This window comes from Nostoc sp. DedQUE05 (assembly GCF_034530955.1).
Taxonomy (GTDB): Bacteria; Cyanobacteriota; Cyanobacteriia; order Cyanobacteriales; family Nostocaceae; genus Nostoc.
Window position 1 is genome coordinate 71253 of record NZ_JAVRCB010000031.1, and the last position, 18473, is coordinate 89725.

At 39.1% G+C, this 18473-nt stretch carries 15 protein-coding genes; 7 read left to right on the forward strand and 8 right to left on the reverse strand.

The genetic code is table 11. From position 1 onward, the window contains the following. Nucleotides 1-262 precede the first annotated feature (262 nt). Nucleotides 263-652 carry a Tudor-knot domain-containing protein gene (locus tag RMZ42_RS22365; protein ID WP_322673469.1) on the reverse strand — a complete coding sequence of 130 codons (390 nt, stop codon included), beginning with the start codon at nt 650-652 and terminating at the stop codon, nt 263-265. Between the two features lie 558 nt (nt 653-1210). Beyond that, nucleotides 1211-2143 (reverse strand): lysylphosphatidylglycerol synthase domain-containing protein, encoded by a 933-nt coding sequence (locus tag RMZ42_RS22370; protein ID WP_322673470.1) that lies wholly within the window; start codon nt 2141-2143, stop codon nt 1211-1213. A 142-nt stretch (nt 2144-2285) separates the two neighbouring features. Here RMZ42_RS22370 and RMZ42_RS22375 point away from each other — a divergent pair, with 142 nt between their 5' ends. The 4 genes from RMZ42_RS22375 (at nt 2286) to RMZ42_RS22390 (ending at nt 7997) form a co-directional block, all read left to right on the forward strand. Then, nucleotides 2286-3275, forward strand: a complete 990-nt coding sequence (locus RMZ42_RS22375) for an alpha/beta hydrolase (RefSeq protein ID WP_322673471.1) — start codon at nt 2286-2288, stop codon at nt 3273-3275. A 259-nt stretch (nt 3276-3534) separates the two neighbouring features. Then, nucleotides 3535-4443 (forward strand): alpha/beta hydrolase, encoded by a 909-nt coding sequence (locus RMZ42_RS22380; RefSeq protein ID WP_322673472.1) that lies wholly within the window; start codon nt 3535-3537, stop codon nt 4441-4443. An 86-nt stretch (nt 4444-4529) separates the two neighbouring features. Then, a complete protein-coding gene (locus tag RMZ42_RS22385; RefSeq protein ID WP_322673473.1) occupies nt 4530-6200 on the forward strand; it encodes a phosphatidylglycerol lysyltransferase domain-containing protein in 1671 nt (556 codons plus the stop codon). A 405-nt stretch (nt 6201-6605) separates the two neighbouring features. Beyond that, nucleotides 6606-7997, forward strand: coding sequence for a hypothetical protein (locus tag RMZ42_RS22390; RefSeq protein ID WP_322673474.1), 1392 nt, complete (start codon nt 6606-6608; stop codon nt 7995-7997). A gap of 135 nt (nt 7998-8132) precedes the next feature. On the opposite strand, the gene RMZ42_RS22395 is transcribed toward RMZ42_RS22390, so the two are convergent. The 3 genes from RMZ42_RS22395 to RMZ42_RS22405 all read right to left on the reverse strand — a co-directional run bounded on the left by RMZ42_RS22395 (nt 8133) and on the right by RMZ42_RS22405 (nt 11096). Further along, nucleotides 8133-9779, reverse strand: coding sequence for a PAS domain-containing sensor histidine kinase (locus RMZ42_RS22395; protein WP_322673475.1), 1647 nt, complete (start codon nt 9777-9779; stop codon nt 8133-8135). A gap of 137 nt (nt 9780-9916) precedes the next feature. Next, nucleotides 9917-10450 (reverse strand): hypothetical protein, encoded by a 534-nt coding sequence (locus RMZ42_RS22400; RefSeq protein ID WP_322673476.1) that lies wholly within the window; start codon nt 10448-10450, stop codon nt 9917-9919. A 37-nt stretch (nt 10451-10487) separates the two neighbouring features. Then, nucleotides 10488-11096 carry a site-2 protease family protein gene (locus tag RMZ42_RS22405; RefSeq protein ID WP_322673477.1) on the reverse strand — a complete coding sequence of 203 codons (609 nt, stop codon included), beginning with the start codon at nt 11094-11096 and terminating at the stop codon, nt 10488-10490. Between the two features lie 519 nt (nt 11097-11615). On the opposite strand from RMZ42_RS22405, the gene RMZ42_RS22410 reads away from it, so the two are divergent. Together RMZ42_RS22410 and RMZ42_RS22415 are read left to right on the forward strand one after the other, a co-directional pair. After that, a complete protein-coding gene (locus tag RMZ42_RS22410; RefSeq protein WP_322673478.1) occupies nt 11616-11891 on the forward strand; it encodes a DUF485 domain-containing protein in 276 nt (91 codons plus the stop codon). 224 nt (nt 11892-12115) lie between these two features. Then, nucleotides 12116-13684, forward strand: coding sequence for a sodium:solute symporter family transporter (locus RMZ42_RS22415; RefSeq protein ID WP_322673479.1), 1569 nt, complete (start codon nt 12116-12118; stop codon nt 13682-13684). 188 nt (nt 13685-13872) lie between these two features. On the opposite strand, the gene RMZ42_RS22420 is transcribed toward RMZ42_RS22415, so the two are convergent. Together RMZ42_RS22420 and RMZ42_RS22425 are read right to left on the reverse strand one after the other, a co-directional pair. Continuing rightward, nucleotides 13873-14715, reverse strand: coding sequence for a tetratricopeptide repeat protein (locus tag RMZ42_RS22420; RefSeq protein ID WP_322673480.1), 843 nt, complete (start codon nt 14713-14715; stop codon nt 13873-13875). A gap of 232 nt (nt 14716-14947) precedes the next feature. Beyond that, nucleotides 14948-15868 (reverse strand): ribonuclease D, encoded by a 921-nt coding sequence (locus RMZ42_RS22425; RefSeq protein WP_322673481.1) that lies wholly within the window; start codon nt 15866-15868, stop codon nt 14948-14950. A 467-nt stretch (nt 15869-16335) separates the two neighbouring features. On the opposite strand from RMZ42_RS22425, the gene RMZ42_RS22430 reads away from it, so the two are divergent. Then, complete coding sequence (locus RMZ42_RS22430; protein WP_322673482.1) at nt 16336-16794, forward strand: BON domain-containing protein; 459 nt, start codon at nt 16336-16338, stop codon at nt 16792-16794. Between the two features lie 507 nt (nt 16795-17301). Here RMZ42_RS22430 and RMZ42_RS22435 read toward each other — a convergent pair. Then, nucleotides 17302-18123, reverse strand: a complete 822-nt coding sequence (locus RMZ42_RS22435) for a carbonic anhydrase (RefSeq protein ID WP_322673483.1) — start codon at nt 18121-18123, stop codon at nt 17302-17304. Nucleotides 18124-18473 lie beyond the last annotated feature (350 nt).

Consider the following 18473-nt stretch of genomic DNA (forward strand, 5'->3'; position numbering starts at 1 on the left):
AGTTTAACAGAGCTAGGGCGAATGAAATGAGACTGTTGGCGAATTAATAAAAGGTCTAACCCATCATTTCTGATTACTCTGATTTCAGTCCGTTTCAACGGACTTGAGCTATTAGCCCGAAATTTATTTCAGGGCGGGAAAGCAACGCCAAACCCATTTTTTAGAGGTGAGTAGCTGCGGTTTATAATCACCCTTTTAAATTTTAAGGGACGATTCCAACAGGTGAAATCGCCCCTTTAAACTTATAAAAATGAAATATTCTCTATCTGCTTACTCTTGCAGGTTCAACCCACTCATCCCAAGAACTATCATAGCCATCATAAGTAATTTTATAAAGATCGTTGCTAACTTCTAAAACCTGCCCTGGATACCATTTACCCTTCCACAAAATTCTCACTGCATCGCCAGTTTGAAATGATGCCCGAAAGCGTGCAGTGCCAACCCATTCATCCCAGGAACTATCATAACCATCGTAGGTAATATAGCACTTCTCATCATTAACCTGAAGTACCGTTGCCGAATACCATGTTTCCTTCCAAAGAACTTCAGCTTTTTGTCCTACAGAACAGGGTGAAGCAGCAAAAGCACTGGGAATTAATGTTCCTACCCAAGTTGCTATGAATATAGCGCCAAACAATACTTTATTTTTCATGATTATTTCTATCCTCAAATAGTAAAACCAAATTTTGATGCTGATTTCTGGAAATCTACTTCAAAACTTGCAACTAACTGTTACTATTTTTGTGGGATTTATTTAGCGATCGCCTCAGCAAAAATTATGAATTTATACTGCCGAATGTGAAGATAGCACCGCAGGATTCCGCATTTAAAAATAACGGTAGTTACTGATTTTACGAATTTGGCATCAATGTATAGTAGTGCTTATACCAAAGCTGAACTCCACACGTTATTCATTAGATATCTTGCAAAATTCCCTAATACCTCACCCCTTAATCCCCTCCCCAAAATATCGGCTACAGTGTACGCACAAGTCGAATTACCCCCCTTAATCCCCCCTTATAAAGGGGGGAAAAAAGAAATTTAGTTCCCTCCCCTTTATAAGGGGAGGGTTAGGGTGGGGTAATTCGAGAACTGGTAGTGATTCGATAACTTGTGTGTACACCGTCACCGATACTTTGGGGAGAGGACACAAAACATAGCTTTGGCGGGGTGTCGTTCTTATCTGTGATTCATGCAAGAGTTCTATTTTTTAATTCCCCTTTCTAAATCTCATTTCATAAATTCCGAGCAAGCCTGCTGCTATTAGCAAAGGTAAGAAATAATAAACTCCCCGATAAGCTAACATTGAACCCAAAACTGCTGCCGCCGAAACTTTTGAAGAGAGAATCAGCAAAATTATAGTTTCAAATACTCCCAAACCACCGGGAACATTACTAACCACACCTGCAAACATCGCTAGTAAATAAATTCCCAAAAAGTCTAAATATGACAAAGATATATTGCTAGGAAGTAAAGCATAAAGAACTGCTGCTGCAAGAATCCAGTCAAAACTAGAAATTGCTATTTGAGCCAGAGATATTTTAAAAGAAGGAAATCGGAATTCATGTCCACGAATTATTAATGGTTGTTTTATAAAAATACTTCCTAGTAAATAAGCCGCAACTAATAGCATAAAAATTACGCCAATGGGACGTACAGTAGCAAAAGGTAAATGTAATTGAGTGGGAATCTTCAGGGGGTTGATGACGAACAATAAACCTGCAACAGCAAACATTCCCAACCAAAAAGTAAAATTTGCGAAAGCAATTACTTGAGCGATCGCCACTGCTGACACTCCCCAACTAGCATAAAATCGATAACGGATAGCACTGCCAGTTAGCAAGGCAAAACCGATAGTATTACTAAATGCAGAGCTAATAAAGTTAGTGAAAGCTATCTTATTCCAACTTAGAGAACGATTAATGTAGTTAAAACCTAAGATATCGTACCCAATCATCACTAGATAACCCAAAGCTGTCAGCCAAATTGCCCAACTTACGCGACTTTTGGGAATAGCAGCTAGAGAGTTGAGGATATCACGATAATTATACTCACGTAATTCGTTAGCGATCGCCAACAGGGAAAGCACCAGCAGCAACAAGCCAAACAAAGAACTGAAATTTAGTTGCAGCTTTTTAAGCATAGTGAAGAAACTTATCCTAACCTTGACTTTTAATTTACAACCAGTCGTAAAGTTTCCATTCTGTTGACACAGCGTTGACATATCACTTGCATAAGATTTTGAAAACAAGCAACGACTACCCCATGCTCAATTTCCTTCAAAGATGAACTACAAGCAATTTAAAACTCTCTTGCTATTTTCAGTATTAACTCTAGTTAGCTGTAATTTTTACCAAAGTGTCGTTGCAAAACCACCGCAACAGCAGAATTTACAAACAACGCCTTCCGTCGTTCCAACCCAGCGCAATACTAGCAACTCAGAAACTCCCCTAACCTATAAAATTGAAACCTACGATAGTCAAGCAATGGGTGGAAGTCGCACTTATGGCGTTTCCTTACCTCCTGGCTACGAGCAAAACCCCAAACAAAGGTATCCTGTAATCTTTCTCCTCCACGGTGGACATGGTAATCCCAGTGACTGGTTTATTCAGAATAAGGGACAAGCTCTCAAGACTGTAGAACAACTTTATACTACAGGTAAGTTGCCACCCAGTATCATCATTACACCAGATGGTAACGACAAACGTGGCTCTAGTCCGTACCGAGATCCAGAATATATCGATGGCCCTAATGGTAAAGTCTCTACAGCCGTGGGCGATGAGTTAGTAAAAGTTGTGCAAAGCCGTTATCGGACAATAAATAATCCAAATTTTTGGGCGATAGGTGGTTTATCTTCTGGTGGTTGGGGAGCAATAAATGTGGGATTACACAACCTGGATCGTTTCTCGATTTTATTTAGTCATAGTGGTTATTTTCAAGATAAAAGTGGCCCGGCGAATAGCCCAATATTTTATATCAAAACCATTCCTATACAAGCTCAAAAAAGGTTAAAAATCTACCTTGATTCGGGTACATCAGATATTGATGAACTCAAGGAAGCCGAGCGATTTAGTACTTTACTAAATCAACTTAAAATTTATAATTCATTTCGTCAGTTTCCTGGTAGTCACACTTGGCAATACTGGCGGAAGCATTTAGCAGATTCATTAACATTTGTCGGCGAACAATTTCGAGCTTCAGAAACAGCAAGTATGGCTGATAAAACTTTAAGTATTAATCATAAAAAAATGCTCAAAATAATTGAAAATCCATAGTACAAGGTCTAAGCTAGTAATGAAAAGTTTGTAGTAAGCACTTTAGTGCTTGGAAAATTAAGGACTAAAGTCCTTACTACGAACTTGCTTCCCCATCAATTTCAACTTGAGAAATTACTAGTATAATAAATAATACTTTTTTACCAACCATTTAATACTTGAAAACCACATTTTCAAAATTATACTGCTATTTTGAAAATGTTCATTATAGTAAGTTCTAATGGAGGTAATTTTTTTAAGTTAAAAGAATATAAAAAATATGAAGATTTCTAAATTTTTAATTGGCTTAGTAGGAGCGATCGCACTCCTCACTAGCGTTGGTTATTATTATGTATTCATCTTAGGTGCGCCACAACTAGACCCACCCAAAAAAGAGGCAAATACTGGGCTAAAGTTTCAATTAGCAACCTTCAACTCCCAAGCGATGGGTGCAGTCCGTAACTACGGCGTGATTTTGCCCCCTAGTTATAGCAAAAATCCCCAAAAGCGCTACCCTGTGATATTCTTACTACACGGTGGTCATGATGACGCTCGTGCTTATGTTAATAAATATGCACTTTTAGACGTATTGCATGAACTTTATCAAAGTGGAAAATTACCGCCATCGATTGTGATTACACCTGATGGTAATGATAATCGCGGTTCTAGTCCTTTATACGACCCCGATTATTTTGATGGGCCGAATGGCAAAATGGGGACTTTGATTGGTTCAGAATTAGTACAAGTTGTCAAGTCGCGCTACCGCACTTTGGAAGAACCCCAATTTTGGGCGCTAGGAGGTCTATCTTCTGGAGGATGGGGTGCATTTAATATCGGATTACGCTATCTCAACAACTTTCAGATTTTGTTTAGCCATAGCGGTTACTTTACTGATGACAGCGGTTCACAAAATAGTCCTCAACAAATTGTGCAACAGCTACCAGTTAAAGATAGGAAGCGATTGCGTGTTTACCTAGATGCGGGTGTGAACGATCCTAATTTGTTAGCCTCTACCAAAGCCTTTAACGAAACCTTAAATAAATTAGGCATTGCTCACGTATTTTATGCATTTCCTGGCGGTCATGGTTTGTCTGGTGCTAATGTAGGCTGGAACTACTTCCACAAACATCTTAAAGATTCACTCTCCTATGTTGGAGAACAGTTTCAAAAGTCAGGAGTTAAGAGTTAAGAGTTTTAACGCCACAACAAATGACAAATGACCAATGACCAATACTTCGGCTTCGCTCAGTACAAGTGACCAATGACAAATGACAAATGACAAATAATTTAAAAACTCAGATTGGACTTTGGAGTGCAGCTTTCCTAACAGGTTTAGTCGGAGTAGTAAATTTATTATCAGCAGTGACACCTAACCTATATGGTCGGACTCACTGGTTAAATGAATTTTTACCATTTGAAATTCGTGCCAGCGGTCATATATTTGCAGCATTGACTGGGTTTATTTTATTAACACTTGCTACTAATTTATTACGCCGTAAAAGAATAGCCTGGTTACTTACCATTGGTTTACTAATAATTTCCATTTTCAGCCATTTGCTGAAGGGACTGGACTATGAAGAAAGTCTACTCTCTGGAGTTTTGCTAGTGCAATTAATCTTGATGCGCCATTATTTCACGGCGCAATCAGACCGTCCTTCGATTGCACGGGGAGTCAGAGTGCTGATAGGCGCTTTATTATTTACTCTGGCATACGGAACTATTGGATTTTACTTGTTAGACGGCAAATTTTCAGAGAATTTTAATTGGCGGGAAGCGATAGTTCAGACTTTGGCGATGTTCTTCACCGAGGATAATTGGGGACTGCAACCAAAGAGTCGATTTGGAGAATTTTTTGCTAATTCTATCTATATTATTGCCGCAGGTACTATTACTTATGCAATGGTAATGCTGTTGCAACCTGTGTTTTGGCGAAATCTAACAACTACAAATGAGCGAAGAAGAGTTAAAGAAATTGTCGAGCAATATGGATGTTCTTCTTTAGCAGCGCTTACACTCTTAAATGATAAAAGTTATTATTTCAGTCCTTCGGGTAATAGTGTAATTGCTTATGTTCCCAAAGGACGGGGCGCGATCGCCTTAGGAGATCCCATCGGCCCCATTGAAGACCGCAAAGAGACAATTATTGCTTTCCAACAGTTTTGTCAGCGTAATGACTGGTATCCTGGCTTTTACCAAACTATGCCCGATGATGTTGAACTTTACAAGTCATTGGGGTTTAAAGTACTTAAGATTGGAGAGGAAGCGATCGTTGACTTAAAAAGTTTTACGTTACAAGGTAAAGCCGGTAAAAACTTTAGACCATCAATCAGTCGTTTAACTAAGCTAGGATACCAAATCGACTTTTACCAACCACCCATCGCCAATGATTTATTGCATCGGCTCAAATCTGTGAGTGATGAATGGTTGAAAATGGTACAAGGTTCAGAAAAACAATTTTCTTTGGGTTGGTTTGACGAAGCTTACCTGCGAGAGTGCGAGATTGCTGTGGTGCATAATCCTGAAGGTAACATCAGCGCCTTTGCCAACATTATCCGCGAGTACCAACTCAACGAAGCGACTATTGACATGATGCGACATCGCTCATCTCTTGAAAATGGCACAATGGACTTTCTATTTATTTCCCTGCTCCAGCATTTTAAAGAGAATGGCTACGACAGCTTTAATTTCGGTCTTTCTGCACTTGCTGGAGTTGGAGACAACCCGGAATCGCGCCGCTTGGAGAAAGTATTGCGCTATCTTTACGAGCATTTGAATCGTTTCTACAACTTCAAGGGACTCCACGCCTACAAAGATAAGTTCCGTCCCCGTTGGGAACCACGTTACTTGGTTTACCCCAGTTTAGCTGCCTTACCAGATGTAGTTGTAGCATTGATTCGCGCAGATTCAGGCGATCGCCTCTTCGATTATTTCAAACCCGGAGCCTAAATCTAGACTCAAAACAAAGCAATATCTACCAGCGGCTACGCCTACACAGCTTGTCCTTTGTATGATACAATTGTACTATAATTAAAGGCAAGGCTGTTCTTCGCGTTGCCTAAATTCCTAGCGAATAGACTCAAAACTTACTTTGCGTTCCTCTGCGCTATACTCTGCGCGACGGCAGTCGCTACAACGGGGAGGCAGCGAGGTCTTGGGGGTTTCCCCCATGAGCGACTGCCGTGGGAACCCCCGCAACGCGCTGCCTCCCCTCTGCGTTTAAACTTAAACCCTCAATCATCCACAAACTTACCATTAAATTTCACACGGTAAGAACAGTTTATTTTGGAATATTAATAAACTTCAATAACCGTTGTTATAAAAGATTATTGACCTTATTCGCAAGGTGACAATATGAGCGACAATAAAATTTCTCTAGTAGAATTAATCCAAATTTTTGCACAATACCGCAATAACATTATCATCAATATCAAGCACTTACAAGAAGATTATCAAAGAACAGGTATTAAACGTATTAGAGGCATTAGAAACGAAAATGGAGAACTGTTACAACCTTGGTTAACAACAGAATATATAGATAATGCTGAGTACGTTGACATGGGCGAGTTTCAGTTGAGCCGCAACGCTGCTACTATCAATATGCTTATCAAGCGTAGAGTTAAACTTGCAAAATTTGAAGACCAAACTCCTACTATTGAAGTAGCAGGCTTGTTAGTAAATGACCTCAACGCTTTTAATAATTACACGATTGTAAGTGACGGTAAAATAAACGTAAAGTCATTACAAGTCAAAATTAGCAGTAAAAAAGTCTTTGATTTACTCAAACAAAAAGGCATACTAGACGCAGAAGAATTTGACTTTCGGGCAGAATATACGATTCAGTTAGATAATTTGCCACTTGTAGCTGCTAATAGTAGTTACAGCAGTATTGATGGACTATTCAATGAACTCGCAGAAATTAAAGTACTGAATAGTATTATGTGCGCTCACTTGAAAAATGAGTCAGATGTATTTATCGAGACGCAGTTAGATGAGTTTAAAAAGCACTATCTGTCTAAGAATACTTACATCAATTTTCCTACAACCAACGAATATACTGATATCAACCAAGCTTTAGTCGATGGTACTATTGACTCAAAATTGAGCTATAAAATCGATATTGGCAGTCAAGATATTCTGAATCTGAGTAAGTTCCCTTCTGCTAACAAGTTTCTCAATAGAATGTATCGCCTTTATGACAAAGAAACCGGAGAAATTATCATGAATCCGAGTTTTGAGATGGTATTTAATGAAAATCTCGCTGTTAGGCACAGGTTATTATCATCACGTACCAAGATTACAAAAGTTGATGAGTTGATGAAACCAATTTTTGATGATTTTCTTGGGCTTGAGCAAAATGGCATTGTTGAAGGTATTCTTAAGAAAGTTGGTGCTGATAGTTTAGCGCAGTTATTAGAGGATAAACAAACTGGTAAGCAGATCGGCAAAGAAGAAATGGTTGCAGCTTTAACGGTGGCAAATAAAAAGTTAGAACAATATGCAGAAAATATCTACCAAGATAAAATATCTCCCTTAGTATTTTACATTGGTTGTACTGGACTATTGCCAGAACAAATGCAAGCCAAAGCCATGACTTATGATGAAGCTGCTGCGAAATACCCAAATTTGCAATTTTCTAAAAATGAGCAAGAAGGCAGTTTTTTTGCAGTTGGTGATAGTATTATCAGTATCTATACTAAAACAGAATATTACAGTAAAGTTCTTTCTGCCAGTACAGATAATTAGATTATATAGCAATTATAATTTTTGCTGATTACACAGTAGTGGCACAAATAGTTGTGTCACTACAAATATGTATTATGAATCTAATTGATAACTGCTGGAAAAACTTCATAGAAAATCCCAAAAGATTAAAGGTTTTTAGCATTTTTGCACTTCTTTATTGTCAAGCAGTAAATTTGCCTGCATGGATTTATTTTGTCGAATAGGAATCTCAATTATAAATGTTGCTCCTTCTCCTAGAGATGAAATACATCGCAGTTGACCCTGATGTTTTTTTGTGACAATTTGATAACTAATTGACATCCCTAAACCAGTTCCCTTACCTACTACTTTAGTTGTAAAGAAGGGATCGAATAGACGTTGTTGAATTTCTTGCGACATTCCTACTCCATTGTCAGCAATCTCAATAGCAACCCAATCTGAGTTGAGTAACTCAGTGCGAATAGTGATTTGTGGATTGCAACTTGACTCCTGGTTATTGACATATAACTCTTCCAAAGCATCGATCGCGTTAGTAATAATATTCATAAACACCTGGTTAAGTTGACCGACGTAACACTCTATTAGAGGGAGTTGACTATACTTTTTAATAATTTTGATTTCGCAACTGTCAGGCTTGCCTTTGAGGCGGTTTTGTAGAATCATTAGCGTACTATCAATACCGCTATGAACATCCACTGCTTTCATTTCTGCTTCATCCAGTCGTGAGAAATTCCGTAACGACAGTACAATGTTGCGAATGCGATCGCTGCCGATTTGCATAGAATTTATTAATTTTTGTAGGTCTTCAATCAGAAAATCTAACTCGATCGCTTCTATTTCTTCCTGAATCACTGGTGTTGGATGAGGATATTCTTTTTGGTAAAGTTGCAGTATTTCTAACACTTGTTGAATGTATTCTTTAGCATGAGTGATATTGCCATTGATAAAGCTAATCGGATTATTAATTTCGTGAGCTATACCTGCAACCAATTGTCCCAAAGAAGACATTTTCTCTGTTTGAATTAGTTGTGCTTGAGTTTTTTGTAATTGTTCAAGGGTTTCTTGAAGTTGTTGATTTTTTTGAGTTAATTCCTGCTCCCTTTGTCGCAAAGCAGACTCAGCTTTTTTGACAGCAGTAATATCTAAACCCATTTCCACAACCATCGGCTGACCATTCATATCCTTGAATGGATAATCGTAAATCTGATATACCCGATCTGTTTTACTATCCACCCATTCCCAAAGTTGCGGAGCATTACTGTTAAAAACGCGAAAGGTAGGACATTCAGGACAAGGTTGTTTTAATCCGGCGATCGCTTCGTAACAACGTTTCCCTGTAGGGTCTCCAAATACCTCACGGAAGCGTTGGTTATAAAATCCCACCCCATAATCCTTGGGTTGCAGATAGAGAAAAGCTGGTAACTGATTGAGTAGGTTATAAAGGCTTTCCCGTTCGGTTTGCAGCGCTTCTATTCGCCGCAGTTGTTGACTAATGTCTTTACCTACTGCATAAATTAGTCCCTTTTGAGAAGTTGATAAACTCCAACACAACCACCGATAACTACCATCTTTATGAAGATAACGGCTGTCCCACTGCAACTGTTGCTGTGGTTCCGTTGGCAAGTGACTGATTGTGATATCATCTGGATGCACTAATCCCAGCCACAAATGCCCGATTAAGTTTTCCGGTTTCCATCCCAATACTTGTTCCCATGCTGGATTAACTTGTTGGTAAAAACCATCTTGTCCGATGATACAAAATAGGTCAGATGAAAGGTTAAAAAAGTCTTCCAGATCAAACACAGTAATCTTGCCACTCAAGTTGTGTCTTTAAGGTAACTAAGCATATCCACTAACTTCAATGTTAGGATTACTGAAGTAATCACTATCCAATATTTTTCAGTATTCTTTTAAAAGACTGTAAATATAAGCACCATTTATTAGGGATTCCCTAAAATACAGGTAGAGCTTGGACTAATTACAGAAGAAATTGAACTTGTGGGTGAAGACATCAAAACAATAACACTACCTATAATCTGTAAAGACAATAACAAAATAATACTGTAGTAAATAATTTTTAAATCTTTATTAATGATTTGAAAATAGCGCTCTACGAAGGAAGAATAACCTGCAATTCCCACAGAGCCAAAACTTCCAATAATTAATAATCTCATTAATAATTCAATGGAAGAGGTAAATGGCGATCGCTCCCGATCCAAACAGGTCATAAAATTACCTTTTTCAATTACAAAATTTCCTAACACGGAGTTAAATATCCCTGGTTGCACAACCATTAATTGTGGACTTATTTCGTGAGGATATTTGACTAAATGATTATTTCCAGAATGCCATTGATTACTATATTGTCCTACAGATAATGTACTCGCCATTGATTCTCCAGATGGTAGAAGCACAGCAGCAATACTCAAGGCAATACTAGTAGCAGCAACCACAACTTTTTGCTTGATTTTCATTTAAATTTTCCTTTGCCTTTGTCTAAATATTTGCTGTTTACATCCCCAATCCTGACCGGATAAATAAATCAGCAATCCTACCAAGTCCGATCCCAAAACCCGGAACTATAAATAGAACCATCATGGCAAAAAGTCCGAATTGGGTATATTCCAGTGGCTTTAGCTGAGGAAAAATCTCACTGAAGACATGAAAGCCGTCAAGTGGTGGAATTGGCAAGAGATTAAACAGAAATAAGGTCAAATTTATCCGAGCTGCTAGGTAAAGAAATTCAGCACTGAATAGTCCTGAAAGACTCAAATTAGCAAGAATTTTAAGCATCACAATAAATAGAATGCCTAAAGCTAGATTCGATAATGGGCCTGCTGCTGATACCAAAATATTGCCTAGCTTCCCAGAGCGAAACTTAGATGGGTTGACGGGCATTTGTCCCCAAGCTATACCCATGAGACAGAGAAAGATGATTGATTCCTTACCCATGTGAACTACAGGATTCAGCGTCAGATGACCAGTCTGTTGTGGAGTATTATCTCCCTGACTCATCGCAGCCCAGCCGTGAGCAAGTTCATGCAAAGTGATGGAGAATATAACAATTACAACGATTCTGAAAAAATGAATCGGGTTTGTGATTAATGTTTCGATAAACATACGTACTAAATTTTGGTAATGCCCTATCTGTGTAAAGACAAAATAATAGTATAAATTTTATCAAGTCACTTACTTAAATCACTACTGTAATTTTTGGTATATTTTATAAATTAAAATTTACTACTTTTATTAATCTCAGTTGATTTTATAGCTTAAAAAAAGTAGTTCATAACACTTGAAGGATTTTAAAACCTGGGAATAACTACGTATTTATTTTATTTTTTAGTATCTAAAAAGTTAATTTGTTAGCTAATAAATCAAATTTAATGTATAATAAAATACTTAAATGTGCAAAATCACAAATCGATGAGCTTTATTTGTGTCTAACTGCATCTATAGTTTTATATTTCTTGACTCAAAACAGAGTCGCTATTGTCTTGTTATTTGGGTATATCACTTTGCAAAGTTAATTTTATTACCTGATATAGCAATAGATTTACTAATAATCTTTAAGAAAATTACGCATAAATCAACTTCGATGAGACAATCTGACCTAATCTTCTCAACCTAAAGGAAGACATGAACGATCGCACAAAGGCTCTACAGGCTCTCGCGGCTGAACGTTGGCGGGTATCCTTGATTCTGACTGGAGCCATGATGTTTATTTACTTTGGCTTTATCCTATTAATCGCGTTCAATAAACCCCTGCTGGGGTCATTAGTATTTCCTGGTCTCAGCTTGGGAATTTTACTAGGGGCGCTAGTAATTGTCTCAGCATGGGTGTTAATTTTTATCTACGTGCGTTGGGCAAATAGTAGTTACGACGACCAAATCGCAAGGCTGACACGCAAGTGAAAATGGGTATGGGGCATGGGGCATGGGGCAGGGGAGCAGGGGAGCAGGGGAGCAGGGGAGTAGGGGAGCAGAGGAGAAGTTGTAGTAAATCTTTCCCCTCTGCCCCTCTGCCTCTTTCCCATGCCCAATGCCCAATGCCCAATGCCCAATGCCCAATGCCCAATGCCCAATGCCCAATTCCCAATTCCCAATTCCCAAATTTAAAATACTAAACCAAAAAAAGCATGAATAGTGTGTGGTTCGATCTGCCACTAGCGGCGGATATTACCAGTCTTGGTAAGTTTAACCCGTTGGCGATCGCTTTCTTTTTTCTGTTTGTTGTAAGTTCTTTAGGCATTACCTATTGGGCGGCAAAGCTCACCAAAAATACGGCACAGTTTTATACAGCTGGTGGTAAAATTAGCGGTTTCCAAAATGGGCTGGCCTTGGCTGGAGACTTTATGAGTGCAGCTAGCTTTTTAGGTATCGCTGGGCTAGTGGCACTCAACGGCTTTGACGGCTTAATTTATTCTATCGGCTTCTTGGTGGGCTGGCCGATTGTCATGTTCTTAATTGCCGAACCACTACGTAACTTAGGTAAATACACCTTTGCTGATGTAGTAGCTTTTCGCTTGCAGCAAAAACCTGTACGTATTGCCTCTGCAATTGGAACGCTGGTAGTAATTAGCTTTTACTTAATTGCCCAGATGGTAGGTGCTGGGGAGCTAATCAAACTATTGTTTGGCTTTGATTATGAATTAGCTGTGGTCATCGTCGGTTGTGTGATGATGGCTTATGTGATTTTTGGCGGGATGATTGCCACCACCTGGGTACAAATTATCAAAGCAATTTTGTTGCTTGGCGGAACTATCTTACTCGCTATCTTGGTACTGGCACGATTTGGCTTTAACCCGATCGCTCTTTTCGCTGCTGCATCCCAAAAGTATACAGGTGTATTAGCTCCAGGCAAACTGGTTTCCGATCCTTTTGATGCTATCTCCTTGGGGATGTCATTGATGTTCGGCACTGCTGGATTACCCCACATTCTCATGCGTTTCTACACAGTACCCGACGCCAAAGCAGCGCGGCTCTCTGTTACTTACGCCACAGCTATTATTGGCGTTTTTTATCTCCTTACCTTCATTCTGGGTTTTGGAGCAATGGTACTGGTAGGTCAAGATGCCATCAAGCAAATTGGTACTGGTGGTAATATGGCTGCGCCGATGTTGGCAGAATTTCTCGGTGGTGATGCTTTCTTAGGTTTTATTGCGGCTGTTTCTTTTGCGACGATTTTGGCGGTTGTTGCTGGATTGACACTTTCAGGTGCGGCTGCACTGTCTCATGATTTGTGGGTGAACGTGGTGCGATCGGGCCATGCTGACGAGTCAGAACAACTGAAGGTGGCTCGCGGTGCAACAATGCTTTTGGGATTAGTGGCAATATTCCTGGGCATCTTGTTTAAAGGGCAAAACGTGGCTTATATGGTAGGTTTAGCATTTGCGATCGCTGCGAGTGCAAACTTCCCAGCCTTACTCTTATCCATGCTTTGGCGACGCTTCACAACCAATGGTGCAGTTGCAAGTATGTTAGTAGGTACTGTTTCATCTTTGGTGCTGATTTATTTGTCACCTACTATTCAAGTTACAATTCTCAAGCACGCTTCTGCACCCTTTCCCCTGAAAAATCCTGGATTAATCAGTATCCCACTGGCGTTTATTGTGGCGATCGTCGTTTCACTATTGAGTACTGAACAACAGGCACAGGAAAAATTTGCGGAAGTTGAAGATCGCATTCACATTGGTTCTGGGATGTGATTTTGTCATTTGTCATTTGTCATTTGTCATTTGTCATTGGGCATTGGGCATTGGGCATTGGGCATGGAGAAGAGACAAGGTAGATCGAGAAGAGGGGGGAGACTTGGGAGAGACTTGTTCTATAATTCCCCATTGTCCCCCTTGTCCTCCTTGTCCTCCTTGTCCTCCTTGTCTCCCCTGCCCCTCTGCTACTGTCCAAGTTCTTTGATGTTATTCATCACTTGTTGGTATAAGTCGTTGTTACCTTGACTTTGAAAAATACTTGCTGCTTGTTGTAAGTCCTTGAGCGCCCCCTCTTTGTCTCCATTGCTGGCGCGGGCATTTCCTCGGTTATTGTAGGCAGGGGCAAAGTTACGATTGAGGCGAATGGCTTGATTGTAATCTGCGATCGCCCCTTCTAGTTCTCCATTGGTAGCACGAGCATTTCCTCGATTATTGTAGGCGATCGCATATTTTGGGTTGAGGAGAATTGCTTGGTCAAAATCATCTAGTGCCCCTTTTTTGTCTCCATTGGTGGCGTGGGCATTTCCTCGGTTATTGTAAGCTTCGGCATAGTTGGGATTCAGGCGAATTGCTTCACTGTAATCTTTAACTGCTTCTCTGTTATTTCCCAGTGAGGCGCGGGCATTCCCCAAGTTATTATGGGCTTCGGCGTCGTTAGGATTGATGCGGAGTGCTTGATTGTAATCTGCGATCGCTTTTTCCTTGTCTCCCAAATCAAAGTAGGCTAATCCCCGCGCGTTGTAGGCAGCGCCATACTGAGAATTTTGACTAATTGCCTTACTATAAGAAGCGATCGCAGCTTGCAAGTCGCCGTTTAAATGCTGATTCTTTCCCTGAAGATAAAATTCCCCACCAATGGAAGTTGTAGCTGAACCACGGCTAGGTTGACTAACTCCTATTTCTGTTACTAATACATTGTCATTCTTACTACAAGAAATACTGCTAGTTGCTGTTAATGTAGTAAAAATAGCTATGGTAAATAAAGTATTTACCCTTGTTCGCTTTTGCCCAAATAAACGCCGTCTCATAAGTTAATATAAACTGCCATAATACCTGAATGGAATTAGTACCAAAATCTAGATTTTAATTCTTTAACTCAATAACTATTCTAACTTTTGATCGTCCTTTCAAGTTAATTGACAAATTTCTCTAATATTTTATAGATTTCTCAGAGAAGGTAGGAGGAAATAATTATTAAATTTCAATATTTTTCTTCACAATCACTCTATAAATTCAGACATTTGTAGCCTGATGAACAATTTACTCATCCTCAGCTTCACTCTCTTGAGTTTTGGGAATTAGCCGCCAAGAGGTATTTTTATCAATATCTACAGATAGTTGTTCTAGATTTTGCCCTAAATCTTTTTGGAGTTTCTGAGTTAGCGTGACTGGAAAATCTAAATTAATACCTTGAGTTTGGGCTAGCTTTGCCAATTCTGTAAATGCAGCTTTGATTGTAGTTCGTTCATAACTAGTCAGTTTATAATCATAAGTTTCTGATATATTCTGAGCCTGCATAGCTTTTTTTATACGTTCTTGCAAATGCTCAAATTCTGAATTCAACAACTTCCACTGCTGCTCAACTTGCGAGTATCTAGCACTTAGCGAACTTAAGTCTTCTGTTGCAGGTTCGGGGCTGGCTTGGGCTTGTAAGTCTAACAAGTTTAGGTGAATTTGAGCAAGATAAATGCAGTCTAGGTAAGCATACTCTATCTGTTCTTCAGTCAGAGGGCGTTTTGCCCAATCACTTTTTTGTTCTTGTTTATCGATATTGTTAAAGCTACAAAGTGCTGTAGCTATTGTCTTGAGCTGGTAGTTGGGTAATGGCAAAAGATAGTAGGGAATTTTTTTGGCCATATCCAAAGTGCAAGTAATATTTTTGGCTTTCTTGCTACCGAGAAATTTTAGATCGTAACTCGCGTTGTGAAAAACTTTTTCAATGGCAGAATTTATCATAATTTTATCAATAAATTCAGCTATAATATTAGGTTGGTCTAATACATCTAAAAGATAGACGCGATCGCCACTCATATCTTGAGGATCATCTAATACCTGAATCAGCGATAATCGGGGATTACGACTTTTGTAGTCAGCGACTTCTGTATCTATCCACAATGTTTTAGCGTTTGTATATTCAGCAACAATGGCACGAATTTCGCTAGCCGAAGTAAGGTAGGGCATTGACTAATATTTCCTGATATTTAAGGCATTGTAAGTAAGCCATAGTTTTATAAAGTAACATTTTGCTGGCAAGAATGCTTATACAGAATTGCAAAAAAGCTGAAGTTTGAAATTCGTCATAGACATCGCCAAATTGACTCAAATCTGATAACATCGAGTCACTACTGTGGAGTGGCATAGTCTACCATCAAAAGAGCTACTGTGCATCTACATTAAATTCATCGAGAGCCACAGACTGTGTGTAAAGCCATCCTGGTTAGCAGCCGTCAGAAAAATTGAATTGAGATTTCTCAAAACCGGGTGCAAAATCTTAGCTTCAAGAAATCGCCCAAATTTCAATTTTCAGTAACCTGAGCTATTGCTTAAGTACTTTTGCTACTTCACTTTTAATTGTTTTTTTAAATTTGCTCCTCACCATGACACACATCTCAATTAACCGCTTCAATTACTCAATTCGGAGATAAATAATGAAAAAACTAATTCTATTAGTAGTTAGTAGCATTTTGGTAGTTGGTACTTTTGGCTGCCAAGAGGCTCCTAAAACTGGTTCCGAAACTCCTAGCACAACTAATGAAGCCGCTCAAGCACCAGCAAAACCAGCTTCAGACACAAATCAAACTGCCAAAGTGCCAGAAACACAAACTACTCCTTTAGCAGCTAGTACAGGTACTAAAGTTAAAACCGATGCTGAAAAAATGGCAGCAACAAAAGCTAAGAGCGACTTAAAAACTGAAGTTAGCGCCAAGTTGAATCAAGGCTTACCAGGTAACAAGTTACAAGTTGAAAACAAACAGAGTGAAATTATCCTCAAAGGTACAGCTGCTTCTGTTGAAGAACTTAAGAAAGCTGAAACCTTGGCTAAAGAAGTCCAAGGTGTGAAGACGGTGAAGGTAGAAGCAAAAATTGATGCTGTAAAAAAGCCATAAAAGAATAACTGAAGCTTTCAGTTAGCATCAACATGGAAGCCAAATAGAGACTTATACAGACGTAAGTCTCTATTTTTGACTTACTTAAATAAACGTAAGTTCGACAAGTATTATTTGACCTCTCCCCCAACCCCTCTCCGATACGGAGCTACGGTGTACACACATCTCTAAAAATCCTACCCACCCACCCAATATTTCTGTTCAAGTGAAAGTCTTACACTGAGCAAATATCCCGCCCAGAACTAAAGTTCCGGGCTGATAGCTAAAGTTCTCTAAAAGAGGACTAAACAAGAAATTTAGTTTAGTCCTCTTTTAGAGGACTTTGCTTATGAGACTCGGAATTTATTCCGAGGCGGGATAGGTCACTGTACACCGTAGCCGACACGGAGAGGGGAGGAAAAGCTGAATTTTTCATTGCTCCTCCCTTTCCGTTTCGGGGAGGGCAGGGTGGAAAAACCTCACCCTCAACCCTCTAATAGAATGTTTGAAATTCTATATTTTTATCTTTCAACTTCCATTATTTGAACCTCGATAAATTCGCTCCATCTGCTCTGGAGAAAGTCGTCTCATTGGAAACCACTCAAATGGAGAAACAGACTGTTTCTCATAAGGTTGAACATCATCCTGCTGGTTTTGGGGGGAACGCACAGCTAAATTGGTATTTGTAACCTCACCTCTGAATGACTCATCTATTTCTGATTCTGCAAACAGAGTTTGAGGCAAAACATAAGCGTGCTTCTGGGGATCGTATGCGAAAACTTCTCCTGTTTCAATGTGATAAATCCAAGCATAAATGCTGAGTTCTCCTTGATAAAGCTTAGAGTGAATCACTGGATATGTCCGCAAATTCTCAATTTGAGTCAGAACATTTTCAGCTATCATAATCTCTAGTAGTTCTTCTTCGTCATAGTGGCTATAGTGGTCTATAACTAGCCTTCGAGTTGCTTCTGCATATTTAAGCCAATCATGTACAAGCGGCATTTCATCGCTGAGATTGTGTAACTTCATTAATCCTTTCATTGCACCGCAATGAGAATGACCACAAATAATAATTTGGCGAACATCTAAAGCTTGAACAGCATATTCAATTGTCGCACCTTCACCGCCATTACTTGCCCCATAGGGTGGAATGATGTTACCTGCATTGCGAATGACAAATAATTCACCAACTTGGGCTTGTGTAATTAGATTTGGATCGAGACGCGAATCAGAACAGGTAATAAATAATACTCTGGGTTTTTGACCGTGTGAAAGTTGCTCAAATAATTTTTGATGTGTCGAAAAATAGCTAGATTTAAATTCGCGCAGACCTTTAATTAATTTCTTCATTACTAAGTTCTACAAATATTTGGGGTTAAGAACCATATCACAGACAACGGATTGGGGTAGTAAAGATGACTTTCTTTCTACGTTTTTTCAATTGTAAAGATTACTTTATTATAAATTCATTTGGTGCTTTTAATATCCTCTACCATTTGGTTAAATTACTTTTTTCTCTTGTTCCCCTCAGTTCCTTAGCAGGTAACATTACTGTGTGAGAATGCCTTGAGCGTATTTCAAACTAGTTATATCCTGAGATAAAAATGCGATCGCTTTGTTGTCACGATCGAGCGAAGACGACAGAGACAGAATAGATGATTGAAACTATACCAACTAATTATCCTTCGCACTTAAACTTT